Origin of the sequence: Nesterenkonia sandarakina, assembly GCF_014138825.1 — a bacterium.
GTDB lineage: Bacteria > Actinomycetota > Actinomycetes > Actinomycetales > Micrococcaceae > Nesterenkonia > Nesterenkonia sandarakina.
Genome location: NZ_JACJIH010000001.1, coordinates 1,051,849 through 1,067,264 on the forward strand (window position 1 = coordinate 1,051,849; position 15,416 = coordinate 1,067,264).

12 protein-coding genes are annotated in these 15,416 nt (G+C 67.0%); 3 read left to right on the forward strand and 9 right to left on the reverse strand.

Annotated elements, in window-relative coordinates; translation table 11 throughout:
* Positions 1-82 precede the first annotated feature (82 nt).
* Positions 83-1,318 (forward strand): class I SAM-dependent methyltransferase, encoded by a 1,236-nt coding sequence (locus HNR24_RS04760; RefSeq protein WP_182495161.1) that lies wholly within the window; start codon positions 83-85, stop codon positions 1,316-1,318.
* 128 nt (positions 1,319-1,446) lie between these two features.
* Here the strand turns inward: HNR24_RS04760 and rpsA are convergent, their stop codons facing one another.
* Together rpsA and HNR24_RS04770 are read right to left on the reverse strand one after the other, a co-directional pair.
* Positions 1,447-2,946 (reverse strand): 30S ribosomal protein S1, encoded by a 1,500-nt coding sequence (rpsA, locus tag HNR24_RS04765; RefSeq protein ID WP_058889434.1) that lies wholly within the window; start codon positions 2,944-2,946, stop codon positions 1,447-1,449.
* Between the two features lie 264 nt (positions 2,947-3,210).
* Positions 3,211-4,650 (reverse strand): GNAT family N-acetyltransferase, encoded by a 1,440-nt coding sequence (locus HNR24_RS04770; protein WP_182495162.1) that lies wholly within the window; start codon positions 4,648-4,650, stop codon positions 3,211-3,213.
* Positions 4,651-5,017: 367 nt separating this feature from the next.
* On the opposite strand from HNR24_RS04770, the gene HNR24_RS04775 reads away from it, so the two are divergent.
* Positions 5,018-6,169 carry a hypothetical protein gene (locus tag HNR24_RS04775; RefSeq protein ID WP_182495163.1) on the forward strand — a complete coding sequence of 384 codons (1,152 nt, stop codon included), beginning with the start codon at positions 5,018-5,020 and terminating at the stop codon, positions 6,167-6,169.
* Between the two features lie 156 nt (positions 6,170-6,325).
* Here HNR24_RS04775 and HNR24_RS04780 read toward each other — a convergent pair whose 3' ends face one another.
* From HNR24_RS04780 to HNR24_RS04795, 4 genes are all read right to left on the reverse strand, one after another.
* On the reverse strand, positions 6,326-6,883 hold the full coding sequence (locus HNR24_RS04780; RefSeq protein WP_182495164.1) for a DUF7010 family protein: 558 nt from the start codon (positions 6,881-6,883) through the stop codon (positions 6,326-6,328).
* Between the two features lie 272 nt (positions 6,884-7,155).
* Positions 7,156-7,554 (reverse strand): DUF4870 domain-containing protein, encoded by a 399-nt coding sequence (locus tag HNR24_RS04785; RefSeq protein ID WP_182495165.1) that lies wholly within the window; start codon positions 7,552-7,554, stop codon positions 7,156-7,158.
* Positions 7,555-7,647: 93 nt separating this feature from the next.
* Positions 7,648-8,415, reverse strand: a complete 768-nt coding sequence (locus HNR24_RS04790) for a maleate cis-trans isomerase family protein (protein WP_182495166.1) — start codon at positions 8,413-8,415, stop codon at positions 7,648-7,650.
* A 67-nt stretch (positions 8,416-8,482) separates the two neighbouring features.
* The gene (locus HNR24_RS04795; RefSeq protein ID WP_182495167.1) at positions 8,483-8,986 is read right to left on the reverse strand and encodes a DUF3830 family protein; all 504 of its coding nucleotides are present in this window, start codon (positions 8,984-8,986) and stop codon (positions 8,483-8,485) included.
* 200 nt (positions 8,987-9,186) lie between these two features.
* Between HNR24_RS04795 and HNR24_RS04800 the strand changes: the two genes are divergently transcribed.
* On the forward strand, positions 9,187-9,897 hold the full coding sequence (locus tag HNR24_RS04800) for a maleate cis-trans isomerase family protein (RefSeq protein ID WP_182495168.1): 711 nt from the start codon (positions 9,187-9,189) through the stop codon (positions 9,895-9,897).
* 63 nt (positions 9,898-9,960) lie between these two features.
* On the opposite strand, the gene HNR24_RS04805 is transcribed toward HNR24_RS04800, so the two are convergent.
* From HNR24_RS04805 to polA, 3 genes are all read right to left on the reverse strand, one after another.
* A complete protein-coding gene (locus HNR24_RS04805; RefSeq protein ID WP_310735389.1) occupies positions 9,961-11,172 on the reverse strand; it encodes a phosphatase PAP2 family protein in 1,212 nt (403 codons plus the stop codon).
* A 162-nt stretch (positions 11,173-11,334) separates the two neighbouring features.
* Complete coding sequence (locus tag HNR24_RS04810) at positions 11,335-12,399, reverse strand: acyltransferase family protein (protein ID WP_182495169.1); 1,065 nt, start codon at positions 12,397-12,399, stop codon at positions 11,335-11,337.
* An 87-nt stretch (positions 12,400-12,486) separates the two neighbouring features.
* Entirely contained in the window at positions 12,487-15,315 is a 2,829-nt protein-coding gene (polA, locus tag HNR24_RS04815; RefSeq protein ID WP_375139291.1) for a DNA polymerase I, read from the reverse strand.
* Between the last annotated feature and the right edge of the window lie 101 nt (positions 15,316-15,416).

The following is a 15,416-nucleotide window of genomic DNA, read 5'->3' on the forward strand; positions in this document are numbered from 1 at the left end:
TTCGGGAGCCTGGATTCGGTCGCTGCGCGCGGCGGCAGCATCGGCGCCGGGTCGCAGAAGGCGCATCCTCTAAGCTTGCTGCATGCCTTATCCCGCGGGTCAGACCCCCGATGTCCAGCCCTCCCCGCTCACGCAGAACTTCGACTTCACCCCGATCAGTCCCCCGCCCGACGCCGCAGACCTGCTGCTGCTCGATACCGCCGCCGCCTGGTGGGCCCAGGGGCACCCGCGGGAGGGTGTGCTGATCCTTGATGACCGCTCCGGGGCGATCACGCTGCCGATTCTTCACTCGCTGATCTCCGAGGCCGGCAAGCCCGGCGCCGCGTGTGCTCGGGCGGAGGACGCGGTCGCTGCGGTGCGGGTGCTCGCCGATGAGCTCGGCGCGGAGCGCGCGCTGCAGGGCAACGCCCGCCGCGCGAACCTGCCCGCTCCGGTCCCTGCTGAACTGCCAGAGCTGACCGAGCAGGCCCCTGACGCGTTCACCGGGGTGCATACGGTGCTGATGCACCTGCCGCGGTCCTTGGAGACGCTCACCGACTGGGCGTGGCTGATCCGCGAGCACGCGGCGGCCGACGTCGTCGTCCTGGCGGTGGGCCGGGACAAGCATATGAACCATTCCATGAACCAGGTGCTGGAGAAGCACTTCCAGGACGTCTCTGCCGGCCGTGGCCGGTCCAAGTCCCGGGTGCTCACCGCGCGGGCACCGCGCGACGGCGTGCCCAGCTCCGCGCCGCGGAAGAACACGCACAAGGTGTCGATCCCCGGGAAGGGCACCACCGAGCTGACCCTGTGCAGCCTGGGCGCCACCTACGGCGGGACCAAGCTGGACCCCGGCACCCGGCTGATGCTCGAGGCGGTGGAGGCCCACCCGGAGTTCCCTGGCGCGGAGTACGTGCTGGACTTCGGCTCCGGCAACGGCACGGTCAGCGCGTTCCTGACTCTGCGCCACCCGCAGCTGCACGTGGTCGCCACGGATCATTCGGCCTCCGCGGTGCAGTCCACCCAGCTCACCGCCGAGGCGAACGGGGTCACGGACCGGGTGGAGACGGTCCGCGATGATGCGCTCTCCCGCTTCGAGTCCGGCTCCGCCGAGGTGATCCTGCTCAACCCGCCGTTCCATCAGGGCAACGCGGTGGATCCTGGTGCGGCGCACCGGCTGATCCGCGCCGCCGGGCGGGTGCTGGCGCCGGGCGGGCGGATCTACAGCGTGTGGAACTCCCACCTGAAGCACCGCAGTGTGCTCTCCAAGGAGGTCGGGCTCACCGAGCAGCTGGCCCGGGACGCACGGTTCACGGTGACGGTCTCCACCAAACGCTGAGGCCGCTGCCGCGCCGGGCATCGGGCGCAGGCGGAACGTCACAGACGCAGAGAAGGCCGGTTCCACCCGAGGGTGGAACCGGCCTTCTTCGTCTCACTCAGGCGGGATCAGTGATCCGCCCGCGTGGTTCAGCTGTTTCCGGTGAGCTTCTCGCGCAGCGCAGCCAGCGCCTCGTCGGAGGCCAGCGTGCCGGCATCCTCAGAGGAGGTGTTCTGCGAGGAGGAGTAGTTCGACGGAGCAGGCTCAGACTTGCTGGAGCTGCTCGAGGAGCTGGAACCGACGGTCGCCTGTGCGGCGGCCTCGGCGTCGGCCTCGACTGCTGCCAGGACCTGCTTCTTGTGAGCTTCCCAACGCTCCTGGGCCTTGGCGTACTGAGCCTCCCAGGTGGAACGCTGCTCGTCGTAGCCTTCCATCCACTCGTTGGTCTCCGGGTCGAAGCCCTCGGGGTACTTGTAGTTGCCGGCGTCGTCGTACTCGGCGTCCATGCCGTAGACGGCCGGATCGAACTCGGCACCCTCGGGATCGACACCCTCGTTGGCCTGCTTCAGCGAGAGGCTGATGCGGCGGCGCTCGAGGTCGATGTCGATGACCTTCACGAAGAGCTCGTCATTGACGGAGACGACCTGCTCGGCGAGATCAACGTGGCGCACTGCCAGCTCGGAGATGTGCACCAGACCCTCGATGCCGTCTTCCACGCGGACGAATGCACCGAAGGGCACCAGCTTGGTGACCTTGCCGGGGACGACCTGGCCCAGCGCATGCGTGCGGGCGAAGGTCTGCCACGGATCCTCCTGGGTGGCCTTCAGGGACAGCGAGACGCGCTCGCGATCCATGTCCACCTCGAGGACCTCCACGGTGACTTCCTGGCCGACCTCGACAACCTCGTTCGGGTGATCGATGTGCTTCCAGGAGAGCTCCGAGACGTGGACCAGACCGTCGACGCCGCCGAGATCCACGAACGCACCGAAGTTCACGATCGAGGAGACGGTGCCGGTGCGGACCTGGCCGCGCTCGAGCTTGTTCAGGAAGGAGGAGCGGACCTCGGACTGGGTCTGCTCCAGCCATGCACGGCGGGAGAGGACCACGTTGTTGCGGTTCTTGTCCAGCTCGATGATCTTGGCTTCGATCTCCTGGCCGATGTACGGCGCGAGATCGCGCACACGGCGCATCTCGACCAGCGATGCGGGCAGGAAGCCGCGCAGGCCGATGTCGAGGATGAGGCCGCCCTTGACGACCTCGATGACGGTGCCCGAGACGACGCCGTCCTCTTCCTTGATGCGCTCGATGTCGCCCCAGGCGCGCTCGTACTGTGCGCGCTTCTTGGAGAGGATCAGGCGGCCTTCTTTGTCCTCCTTGGTGAGGACCAGAGCCTCCACCAGATCGCCGACGGCGACGACCTCGTCCGGGTTCACATCATGCTTGATGGACAGCTCGCGGGACGGGATGACGCCTTCGGTCTTGTACCCGATGTCGAGGAGGACCTCATCGCGGTCGACCTTGACGATGGTGCCCTCAACGAGGTCTCCGTCGTTGAAGTACTTCATAGTCGCGTCTACCGCGGCGAGGAACTCTTCTGCGGTGCCGATGTCATTGACGGCGACCTGTGGGGCAGTGGTGGTGGGGGTCATGTAGTAGGGGCTCCGATATGGATTGTGGCTGGCTTGGTCAGTGCACGGGCTTGCCATGCAAGATGGCACTCTGGTGCACACAGTGCTGGACAGATGAACAGGGGTAGCTCGACTGGTCCCGATTCCGGCGGTGACGCCGAAGGGCGGACCCTCGAGCATGATCTGCATCAGATGTCGGGGTCGACTCTGTGCGTAGAACGCGCTGGTTCAGTTTATACCGGTGATCCAACCCGAATCAACCGAGGTTGCTGGCTTGAGGCCCGCTCAGAAATGCGTGGCGCAGAAGGGCGGTGCCGACAGGTCCATGATCCGGGAGATCCGCTCCACGTCTGCTGCGGTGGTGTCCCCGAGCCGCCCGGCGGCGTGCAGCGTGCGCACCGAGACGTCGCCCAGGTAGAGCGAGCCCAGGGTTTCCACGCTGACCTGGAGCGTCGGCAGTTCCGCTGAGTGATCCTCGGCGGTGGAGCCGGCGGCTGGGGCGACCGGCGCGTCAGCCGCAGCGGCGCGGGTGACGGTGGCCGCGCCGTCGTCGACCTGGACCGTGAAGCTGCCGCCGGTGATGCCCAGTGTGTCCTCAACTTCGAGGCGGAAGGCGCCGTCGACGGACCAGGCGCGACCTTCCAGGGCCTGGACCACGTCGAGGATCCGGACCCAGAGCAGGTCGCGGAGCCCGGTGACCTTGTAGCTGCGCGGGTTCACCAGCGCGTGCTGCAGCGGATCGGCCAGTGGCGCGGTGCGCATGGTTGCCCGGCGGACGATGTCGAGCCCGGCGATGTAGTCCCACAGCGCCAGGTGGCTCTGGTCGTCGGCGGCGATCAGGTCGCCGATGCGGATGGTGCTGGGTTCGGTTTCCCAGCCTTCGTGCCGGTAGGTCACGTAGCCGCCGATGCTGCCGTCCTCGCGGACGTGGACGGCGGCGCGGAGCTTGCGGTTCCAGGAACTGAGGTCCTCGGGGTTCCAGCGCGCTGTGGCGGCCTTCTGGTAAGTCTGCTGCCGACCGATGGAGCCGCGGGTTCGGTTGTGGAAGGCTTCGAAGCTGGTACCGATGACCTCGTCGAGCTTGACCGGGTCTGCGGAGATGACCCGTCCGGCCGGCTCGCGGCGCAGCACGGAGCCCTCACCGTGGCCTTCTCCGAGGTCCACCTGGATGTTGGCCTCGCGGGTGGCGCAGCCGAAGCCGAACCGGCCGTAGATGCCACCCTCGGAGACGGTGAGCGCGGCCACGGGCACGCCGTCCTCCACCGCGCGGGCCAGCGCGGAGGTCATCATGTGCTTGAGGATGCCACGGCGGCGGAAGCTCGGGCTCACCGTGACCACGGTGATCAGCCGGGCAGGCACCGGGCCGGCCGGTCCCCCGGCGTTGAGCGTCTTGTCATAGTCCACGAAGGTGCCCACCGGGTGGGCGGGTTCGAAGCCGACCTCACCCAGCGCGGCACCCCAGGGCTCCTGCGCGGCGGCGTCCTGGTCCACGTAGACCGCGGTGAGGGTCTGCTCGTCCTTGATCAGGACCTGTCCGATGTGGTTGATCTGCTCGTCGCTGAGCCAGGGCTCATAGAACCCCTGCTCGGCGGTCCGGATGAAGGCCGCGATCTTCGCGTTCACCGTTTTGCCGTCCGGGTTCATGGCCACGGGGAAGGTCTCGCTGCGCAGGCCTGCGGCGAGCGGAGCGATCTGGGGCTTCTGGGGGGAGGTATGGTCTGCCACGATTCACCACATTATCGCTACGGTGCGGCCGGGGCCAGATGGAGCTGGTCGTGTGGTCCGGAGGTCTAGTGGCCGCGCTGTCCCCTGAGTGGGACAGGGCGGAGACTCCAGGGCTCCTCGTGCTTCCTGGGGCGGGCGGGCCGAACCTGGGAGTCCCATGCTCCGGACCAGGACTGCACGGTGTCCCCTCGGGCCTCTCCCAACCTGACCCGGGACGGACGGGGCTCCGTGGGGTTCCATGGGGTTCCCGACACAGACTGACTCTCACTCTTTCCCCATGGTCGGAACCACTGCGGCCCTGACTGGCGTTCTCCCCAACCCGTGTTCTTAAGAAGCCACCTTTCCGTTGCGGGCCCACGCTGAGGGGATGGAACCTCACCGTGCGGAGATCACCCTCGTCCGGGCCGAGCTGGATGCCCGGGGCCTGCACACCGGGACATCGCTCTCTCGGAAGGTCAGTCAGGGCAGTCAGCTCCGGATCCGGCGTGGGGTCTACGTGGAGAGTCAATCCTGGTCCGCAGCCCTGCCCTCGCACCGGTACAACGCATCCATGGCGGCTGTTGCGCTCGCCGGCTCTGCTGGGGTCTTCTGTCGCGAATCAGCGCTGATTCTGCACGGGCTTCCGCTGCTGAAGCTGCCTTCGGAGGTGCACCTGCGCACGCTGCATCGCAGTCAGGTGGGAGTGCACCGAACACCTGAGCGGTTGAGTTATCCCACCCGCTTGCATGAGCCACCGCTCCCCCGCGGGGTGACGCGAGCGCAGCTGCGCGCCACGCTCGCTGCGGGGAGCGCAGGGGCACTGGCCTCGGAGAACGCCGGGGTGTTGGGCCCGGGGGTGTTGGGCCAGGGTGCACCTGGCGCTGCGGCATCACCGGGCGAGCCACTCATCGACGGGTCCCCAGCCGGGTTCGCCCGGCAGATCCTCACTCCGGACTGCCTGCGCAGCTTCACTGCGGACCACGCCGGACTGATCGTGTCCGTGGAACCACTGCCCCTGGCACTGTTGGACACCGTTCCCCGGATGCCCTTCGATCAGGCTGTCGTGGTGTTAGATGCAGCGTTGGCACGAATGGCCGAGGCAGGGGTCAGCGTGGATGAGGCGCTGCACTGCTGGTGGCCGTATCTTCGGGGGTCCCGGCTGCAGAAGAACTGGACCCGCGCCGTCGTCTTCGCGGATCCCCGAGCAGCGTCGGTGGGCGAGTCTCTCTCCCGCGTGCGGATCAGCGAGTTCGGATTCCAGGCTCCGGAGCTGCAGAACTGTCTCTGGGTGGAGGGACGCCAGTACTGGGTGGACTTCGAGTGGGACGGCATCGTCGGTGAGTTCGACGGCAGGCACAAGTACCTCCGCTCCCAGGAGCTCTTCGGCATCTCCGCCGAGGAGGCGCTGTACCGAGAAAAGCGGCGCGAGGACGCTATCCGAAGCACCGGTCGACGCGTCGTGCGCTGGAGCTGGGACGACCTGTACCATCCCCACGCGCTGCGCGACCGGTTGACCCGGTTCGGCGTGCCCCGAGCGTAGCCTCGCTCCCCCTCCTCGAATTTGTCGCATGCCGTTGCCATGTCCCACCGTTATTTCCGTCCATAGCGATGGGACATGGCATAGGGATGCGACAGACTGCGGTGGGGGCTGGGCGCGGGGCGGGGCAGGGCGGGGCGGGTCCCTTGCGGGCAGGATTCACGCCGCGAACAGGTGCATCGCCGCGAAGGTCGCTGCGGTGAGTAACAGGGTGCTGCCGGTCATCCAGCACACCCGACCTGGCCCGACGTCCTCCGCTTGCCGCGGCGCCGTCGCCATCACCAGCACCGCGCCCACAGAGATCAGCGCCGCCATGACGATGTACCACGGCGTCTGGTAGAGCCAGGCGTACATCACGAAGTGCATGCTGATGATCGAGGCGAACGCCACGGGCACCAGCGTGTAACGCCGCGTGATGACCAGGTAGATCAGGAAAGGCAGCCCAAGCAGCTGCGAGGTGCCGATCAGAATGGACAGCTCGGTGATGAGGTCGGGAACGGGGCGGGGTTCACCGAGTGCTCCGATCAGGAAAGAGAGTCCGATCGCCGCGGGAAACGCGAGCGCACCTTGGAACAACGTCGCCAGCGCAGCAGTCCGGGGCGTTGCCCTGCGCCAGATCAGCGCGCACACCAGCCACGTCATGCCGTAGGAAACGAGAAAGGCCGCGCCAGAGATGTTCTGCTCGGCCAGCTGCTGCAGGGAGCCCGCGAGGTCCATGGCTGCACGCTCCGTTCGGTGATCAGCGGTCCAGCGGGTACTTGCGTCGTGGGTTTCGCAGCGATGCCTCCCGTGGACCTGCACTCAAGCCCCGGCGCGCTCCCCTACTCAGAACTGTCGCACGCCTTTGCCATGTCCCACCGTTATTTCCGTCCATAGCGATGGGACATGGCATAGGGATGCGACAGACCGAGGGAGCAGGGGTAACGGGGGCCCGGTGGGAGGTGGCGGGTGCCCGAGGGCGGGTGCGGGGCCTTCAGGACTCAGCGGCGTCAGTGCTGTCGGGTGAAGAAGGGGATGCTCAGCGGGTACCGGTAAGGGCGCCGGTTGAAGGCCGCGATGGCGCCGCGGATGGCGAAGATCAATGCCAGGAGCATCAACAGAGCGGTAAGCAGCCACACCACAAGGAAGAGCATCGGGTCGATGAACACGAGCACCGCGCCGACGAAGGCAAGAGGCACCCCTATGACGATGAAGGTGAGGTGCCAGTTCAGAGTGGCCCGCCCGTGGTCATCCAGCATCCGGCTGCGCGAGCGGAAGACCAGCCAGAGCACCAGCGGAGCGAGGAACCATGCGATGAAGCCACCGAGATGGATCCCAACGCCCCACCCCTGCTCCTCCCCTTCGGTCATGGGTTGCGGTGCCGGGGCCGGCGCGGTCGAGTAGTCCACAGTCACTCCAGAATGTTCAGGATGTTTTAGTTTCCCAAGGACACTAACAGGGACTCACATCCCAGAGACAGGGAGCTGCTTGTCAGAGCGGGGTCAGAGACCGGGAAGCTCAGCATGTGCCGGAACATGCAGCAGCGACTGCCGCTCCCCATTGGAGAGCCGCCCCAGACGCCGGAGCCCGGCCCACATGGTGGCCTGATTGGCGGTGACGATGGGCTTGCCCAGTTCAGCCTCCAACGGTGCGATGAGGTCATAAGTGGGCAGATTGGTGCAGCTGACCACGATCGCCTCAGCCTCAGGCGCATCGGCCTGCCGGATCAGCTCCGCCGTCTGGGCGTAGGGCACCTCCCAGATCCGCTGGTCGAGCCCCAGCGCGGCATGACCGGCCATGGTGACGCCGTACTCGTTGAGGAAGGATCCCAGCAGGAGCGAAAGCGCCGAGGTGTAGGGCGTCGCGATCGAGACATGACGAATTCCGAGGACCTCGAGAGCTTCCACGATCGCGCCAGAGGTGGTCACCGCGTCTCGCGAACCGGCAGCAGCCATCGCGCGGACAAGATCTTCCTGCCCTGCCCGGCCATGCACAAAGCTCCCCGAGGCGCAGGCATAGAGCACGGCTTCCGCACGACCGGCGGTGACGCTGCGGACGCCGTCTGTGACCACCCGCGTCTGCGCCACTTCCCGGGCGAACTCCACGGTGACCACGTCGTCGAAGAACGGGGTCCGGGTGACCAGCAGGTCGACGCCGTTCGGCAGCCAGCGCCACAGCTCGGCGTCAAGCTCCATATCGAAGGGCACGACGACACCGAGCGCCCGGCGGGCCGGTGCATGGGGCAGGACTCCCTGAGCCTCCGGTGTCATCTCTGCTCCTCCAAACTCTGGGGCGGTTGGGTGTGGCGAGCCTGGGCGCGTGCCGTGGCCGGGATTCTCAGACCGTCTCGGCGCGGTCGAAGCTGAGCGTCTCCCCGCGAGCGCCGCCCATCCAGATGTCCTGACACGCTTCGGCCAGCTCGGCGAGACCCTCCTCGACCGTGGCGAAGACATTCCCGGGCACCCAGCCGACGTCGCCGTTGATCAGCAGGTTGTTGCGTCCGTAGAAGACGGCGAGATCGATCAGCAGCCGGTTCTCACCGGTGCCTGCAGACGCGTCATACCCGTAGGCGGGGTTCGCGAGGACACCATCGAAGGTGAAGTAGCACAGGTCCCCCGGGATCGGTGTGACCGTCTGATTCTCGGGGCCGGGCTCCTCGGTGGCGAAGGCCGGGAAGAGCGCGTAGATCTCATTGCGCGCGAACTTGCCGTGAAAGACCTGCCCGGACTGGGGTAGGGCCCGCCACACGGCCTCGGCAGTGCGCGGGGCGACGTCGTCGAGCAGGCGAGCCCGGGCCGTGACGCCGCGCCTGCCCAAGGTGATGGTGAGGTATCGAGTCATCAGGAGCCTCCATTCACAGGCAGTGCTGACGCCGGAGACGCGCGCCCTATGATTGTCGACAATCTACCGGTAGTTTCTCTGAAATACACGCACCCCACCTCAGGCGACGCTCCGCAGGTAGGGGCTACAGGCACCGCATCGCAGGCACCGCGCCGTAGGCACCGACCGCAGCCACCAACAGCACCATGAGAGGGCACCCCATGCACACCCTCGCCATCCTCTACCCCGGATACAGCGCGGAGGACGAGTTCCCCGCCTTGGAGAATCTCATCCAGGACGCCTCCTTCCCCGTGATCCACACCTGGGAGGGCAGCACGGAACACGACGTCGACGCGCTGCTGACCCTGGGATCGCGTGAGAACCTGGTGCCCGCCGCCGAGCAGGCTCGCGAGCTCTCCCCCGACGCAGCCATCTGGGCGTGCACCTCAGGCAGCTTCGTCTATGGCCAGGAGGGATCCCGGGACCAGGCCGGATGGATCAGGGATGCCGTGGGTGTCCCCTCCTCCTCCACCTCGCTGGCCTTCGCCGCAGCGGTGCACCACCTGGAACTGAGTAAGGTTGCCGTGGCTGCGACCTACCCACAGGAGGTTGCCGCGCACTTCGTCCGGTTCCTCCAGCAGGACGGGATCGCAGTGACCGCGCTGTCCAGCTACGGGGTTCCCAGCGGTGAGGACGCCGGCCAGCTGGACGCCGAATGGGTGTTGGAGACCGCTCGCGCCGCAGATCTGACCGGGGCGCAGTGTCTGCTGATCCCGGACACCGCGCTGCACACGATCGCCGTGCTACCCCAGCTGGAGCAGGCTCTGGGCGTCCCGGTGCTCACGGCCAATCAGGTCACCGCCTGGCACGGGCTGCGCCTGGCCGGCCACCCGGCGCGCGCGAAACGACTCGGGGCACTGTTCGATCGCTGACTATGCCGCACAGCGGGCCGGCAGGACCTGAGGGCCTCATCCAACGAGCGGCCCCGTGGCGACTCAGGACGGTTCGTGCCGCGGGTCCTGAAGTGGAGCGTTCTGGCGCGGGCGCCGATCCTGGGCGGCGCTCTGGTGCTGGGCCAGGTCGTGATCCTGGTGCTGGGGCTGGTGCCGGCCCTGGTGCTGGACCGGGCGCTGGCCCGCGTCCTGGGCCACAGCGTGGTGGTGGATCTGGTGGTCCACCGCATCGCGCACCTGGCCCTGGCCTTCGGTGAGCCTGCGGCGGTTCAGCGCCTTGGCGACGAGGCTCTTCTCGCCGAAGAACCCGTGACCGGTGGCAGCGGCGGCGATCGCCACCGCCAGGTATCCGATGATGACCCCGACGATGTCATCGACGATGTAGTGCCAGCCGAAGTACAGCGTCGCGAGCACGGTCAGCCCGAAGAACGTCCAGGCGAAGATTCGCACCCCGAGATGCTGTCCGGTGCGCTGCATGAAGTAGGCGGCGGCGAAGGTGATCGAGGTGTGCAGCGAGGCGAAGGCGGCGACGCCGTGGATCACCTCGCTGGCCTCGGGGTCTGAGAGGAACTGCAGGCGGTTGTTCAGCAGTGCATCCTGCAGACCGGCCACGGTGGTGTCGGGGAGGCTGGCGTAGAGGTCCGGCCGGGCGTAGATCGGGCCCAGCGCCGGATAGATGTAGTAGCTGGCGGTTCCGATGACCCAGTTCAGGCTCAGCGTGGTGGCGTACCAGGCACCCACCGCAAGGTTGCGGTTGAGCACCAGGAAGATCCCGAGGGTGATCGGGATCAGCGGCAGGTAGGCCATGTAGACGAAGGAGAGCACCTGGGCGGTGAAGTCGACGCCGAACATGTCGTGGAGCACGATCGCGGGATCCACACCCCCGAACATCCACTTGTCCAGCTCCAGGAGCTCCTGGTCAAACAGGACGCCGTCACGGTGGACCGGCAGGACGTTCTTGAGGTTCCGGTACCCGACGTAGCAGACGTAGAACGTGGCCAGGCCGGTCGCGATGTAGAGGAGTCTCCGAAGGCTCCATTCGTAACGCAGCACGTCGACGACGCCGGGGCCGATGTTCTTCCAGCCGGAGCGTCGAACCGCGGCGGGCACCAGACCCACGGCGAAGAGCAGCAGTCCCAGCAGCGGCAGCCGGACCCAGGCGGGGCCGAGGAATCCATCGGGATCCCGCAGCGCCACATCCACGGACACCGAGGCGATCACCGAGATTGCCCCGATGACCAGGGACACGCTCACCCCCAGGGTGTACGGCCAGGATTTCAGCCAGCTCAGCCAGCGGGCACTTCTGGGATGTTCATCCTGCGTTTGACTACTCGACATCGGCACCACACCTGGGAGAACTAGGATCAGAGCGACATACGCACTGACAACGACAACGCCCCGCCGAGAGCGAGGCCATCACCGCGCGTCGGATTCATTCGGACGCCGACGTGGTCCGGTCCGCCTGGTCGTTGCGCGAATTGCGGGCAAAAGAATTCTATAAAGCGGGGACAATATCACTTGCGTGACCCCTTCACCATACGCCCGCAACCCGGCATTGAACGGTTTTAACGCGAAAACCCACGTGATCAGACCTGCGAGCAGGATGCAGCTCAGCAGCATGACCCACGACGGAACATAGTCCAAGCTCTCACCCAACGGGGCGTTCAGCGCCCGGATGACGAAACCGTGCAAGAGGTAGACGGCCAATGAATGGCGTCCCACGGTGCCCAGATATCCCGGCTTGTTCGACACGAAGGAGCAGAACGCCACGGTGGTCAGGGCGGCACTCAGCCCGACGATCACGCGCGCCGCGGCACCCTCCGGCACTGGGACCTCATGCCATTCAAAGTTCCGGACGCCGTAGAACCAGATCTTGTCCGTGTCGTTGAGGTAGAACAGCAGCATCGGCACTGCCGCCGCGAGCGCCAGACCGACCCTCTGAGGGTTCGTTCGGTCACCGGCCCAGGCCAGGATCCGGGAGCCGTAGAGCTTCCCGACGACGAAGAACGGCCAGAACACCAGGGTCCGCGACAACGAGAGCTCATAGTCGTAGGTGGGGATGATGCCCCCGAACAGCGCCGCGAGCAGCGAGATGCCCAGCAGGGCTCGCGGGAACCGCTCGATCAGCGGGGTGCTGAGGGTCCACCACACCATGGCGAGCAGGAACCAGGTGATCCAGTACGGGACCAGAGGGTCGAAGTCCGGGTTGAGCCCCAACAGGCTCATCCACCCGTAGTAGAGCGGCAGGGCGGTGGCCAGGAGCACCAGGAAGAACGTGACCCTCTGCGGCAGCCGGTCCGACTTCGCTGTGATGCCCGCCAGGAAGACGAAGGCCGGCATGTGGAAGGAGTAGATGACGGTCTGGAACACGCGCAACAGGGCGTCGTCCCACGGTGTGACCGCTGCGAACAGGTGCCCCAGGACGACGAGGTAGACGAGCGCGCCCTTCGCGCGATCTAGCCGATGATTTCGCTGACCCACGCGCTCACCATAAGCACGGTTATTCGGCGCAGACCCGATGCGGCCTGTATGGCCCCTGGGTGTTGGCCTGATTCGCGGCGGCTCAGCTCAGTGCGCGGCCTCGTGCCAGGAGGAGCCCACGCCCACGTGGACGTCCAGCGGGACGTCGAGCTCGGCGGCGGCGCCCATATGGGTGGTCACCAGCTTCTCCAGGGCGTCGCGTTCCCCTGCGGCCACCTCGAAGATGAGCTCATCGTGGACCTGCAGCAGCAGCCGGGACTCCAGGCCCTCGGCGCGCAGCGCGGAGTCCACGCCGATCATCGCTTGCTTGATGATGTCCGCTGCGGAGCCCTGGATCGGGGCGTTGAGCGCGGCGCGTTCCGCCATCTGGCGCAGCTGCCGGTTCTCACTGGAGAGATCCGGCAGGTAGCGGCGCCGCCCGAAGATCGTGGAGGTGAACCCGTCCTGCTTGGCCTGGGTGACCACCTCGCGCAGATAGTCCCGGACACCGCCGAAGCGCTCGAAGTACTCGTTCATCAGGTTCCGAGCCTCGTCGACCCCGATGCCCAGCTGCTTGGAGAGACCGAAGCTGGAGAGCCCGTAGGCCAGCCCGTAGCTCATCGCCTTGACCTTGGAGCGCTGCTCCGGGGTGATCTCGCTGGCCTCGACCCCGAACACCCGCGAGCCCACGAAGTTATGCAGATCCTCCCCGGCCCGGAACGCCTCGATCAGGGCCTGGTCTCCGGAGAGGTGCGCCATGATGCGCATCTCGATCTGGGAGTAGTCCGCGGTGAGCAGGGTCTCGTAGCCGGGACCCACCACGAATGCGTCGCGGATCTTGCGTCCGGCCGCGGTGCGCACCGGGATGTTCTGCAGGTTCGGGTTCAGCGAGGAGAGCCGCCCGGTGGCCGCCACGGTCTGCGCGTAGGTGGTGTGGATCCGGCCGTCCCCATTCACGGCCTCCATCAGCCCGGTGACGGTCTGGCGCAGCTTCGTGGAGTCCCGGTGGTTCATCAGGTGCACCAGGAAATCGTTCTGGGTCTTGATCAGCAGCGCCTGGAGGGTCTCCACATCGGTGGAGTAGCCGGTCTTGTTCTTCTTCACCCCGGCCGTGGGCAGCTCGAGCTCCTCGAAGAGCACCGTCTGCAGCTGCTTGGGCGAGCCCAGCTTCACCTCGTGCCCGACCACCGCGTAGGCCTCCTGCGCGGAGGCCTCGATGGCGGCGGCGAACTCCTCGTCCAGCGAATCCAGCTTCTCCGGGCTCACCGCGATCCCGGTGAGTTCCATCTGCAGCAGGATCTCGGCCAGCGGGATCTCCATCTCGCGCAGCAGCTTCTCCCCGTTGCGCTCGACCAGCTGCTCCCCCAGCGCCTGTGAGAGCTGATGCAGCAGCATCCCATGCAGCGCGGCGGCGTCCAGGTCCTCGGCGGTGACCCCGGGCAGCAGGTCCTGGGAGGAGAACAGGTCCGGACCCTGCGCGCCGGGGGCCTCGGCGTCGTCCTGGTCATGGCCGCCGAGGTAGGAGGCCGGGTCGGTGGAGGCGCCCAGGTACTGCGTGACCAGCTCGGTGAAGGCGAAGTTCCGCCGGTCCGGCTGGATCAGGTAGCCCGAGATCAGGGTGTCCTCCACGGCGCCGCGCAGGTGCAGCCCACGCCAGGCCAGCCGCTTGCCGGCGTCCTTGATGTCATGAACCAGCTTCGGCGCGGCCGGGTCACCCAGCCATTCCGCCAGCACCGCGTCGGCGGCCGAGTCGAGGGAGGCCAGCGAGAGCGCCAGCGCCGGGACGCCGGCCGGCTCGGGAGCCGACTCGTCGTCGTCGTCGTTGTCCTTCTCAGCAGCAGACTCAGCGGCTTCGGTCACGTCACCGGAGGCTGAGGGCACCAGCACGACGGCGAGGGCCTCGGCCACCCGGGCGGCCTCGTCCCGCTTGGGCTTGGTGGTCAGCGATTCGCCGCTGCGGTCCAGGCAGACCGCGATCGCCATCGGCGCGCCGGTGTGGGCCTTGAGAAACTCGGAGAGCTTCTCCGCATCCTCGGTCACGGTGACCTCGGGCAGCGCCTCGGTCGGGGTGGGGGCGACCACGGTCTCCGGGAAGCGCGCGGCGAAGGTCTCGAAGAGTCGCTCGCGGATCTGGTTGAACTGCAGCGCGTCAAAGAGCGGGTCCAACACCTCCCGGTCCGGGACCTGGAGCTCGGCGTCATCGAGCGCGACCGGCAGATCCAGGTCACGCAGCAGCAGGTTCAGCTCCAGGTTGCGCTCGACGTCGGCCAGCGCCTCCCGCAGGTTCTCTCCGGCCTTGCCGCTGATCCGATCCGCGTTCTCGATGATCCCGCGGGTGGAGCCGTACTCGGTGATCCATTTCGCGGCCGTCTTCGGGCCGACCTTGGGCACACCGGGCAGGTTGTCCGCGGACTCCCCCACCAGCGCGGCGAGGTCCGGGTACTTCAGCGGCGGGACCAGGTACTTCTCCTCCACCGCGGCCGGATCCAGCATCGCCACCTTGGAGAGACCGGAGGTGGGGTACATCAAGGTGGTGCGCTCGGTGACCAGCTGCAGGGTGTCCCGGTCTCCGGAGACGATCAGGGTCTCCCAGCCGGCCGTGTCCGCCTTGGTGGCGTAGGTGGCGACGATGTCATCAGCCTCGTAGCCCTCCGAGGTCACCACCGCGATGTTCATGCCCTCAGCGACCTGCTTGATCAGGTCGATCTGGCCGCGGAACTCCTCGGGAGTCTTCGCGCGGCCGCCCTTGTACTCGGCATAGGAGGTGTGCCGGAACGTCGGGGTGTCCAGGTCGAAGGCCAGGATCACGTGGGTGGGCAGCTCCTCACGGATCAGCTTGAGCAGCATGTTCGTGAAGCCGTGCACCGCGTTGGTGTACTGGCCGGAATCCGTCAGGAAGCTCTCGGTGGGCAGGGCGTAGAACGCCCGGAACGCCATGGAGTGACCGTCGATGACCAGGAGTTTATTTGGGCTAGAAGACACGAGCCCCAGCCTATCGCGAGCCCCGGGTTCGCCCCAGACCTGTGCCGCTGCTGGGG

Bases quoted from the DNA above. Each gene is read 5' to 3' on its own strand.
- HNR24_RS04800 (WP_182495168.1), top strand. From the start codon at position 9,187: ATGCACACCCTCGCCATCCTCTACCCCGGATACAGCGCGGAGGACGAG.
- HNR24_RS04780 (WP_182495164.1), bottom strand. From the start codon at position 6,883: ATGGACCTCGCGGGCTCCCTGCAGCAGCTGGCCGAGCAGAACATCTCT.
- HNR24_RS04760 (WP_182495161.1), top strand. From the start codon at position 83: ATGCCTTATCCCGCGGGTCAGACCCCCGATGTCCAGCCCTCCCCGCTC.
- HNR24_RS04790 (WP_182495166.1), bottom strand. From the start codon at position 8,415: ATGACACCGGAGGCTCAGGGAGTCCTGCCCCATGCACCGGCCCGCCGG.
- HNR24_RS04775 (WP_182495163.1), top strand. From the start codon at position 5,018: ATGGAACCTCACCGTGCGGAGATCACCCTCGTCCGGGCCGAGCTGGAT.
- polA (WP_375139291.1), bottom strand. From the start codon at position 15,315: ATGGCGTTCCGGGCGTTCTACGCCCTGCCCACCGAGAGCTTCCTGACG.
- HNR24_RS04795 (WP_182495167.1), bottom strand. From the start codon at position 8,986: ATGACTCGATACCTCACCATCACCTTGGGCAGGCGCGGCGTCACGGCC.
- rpsA (WP_058889434.1), bottom strand. From the start codon at position 2,946: ATGACCCCCACCACCACTGCCCCACAGGTCGCCGTCAATGACATCGGC.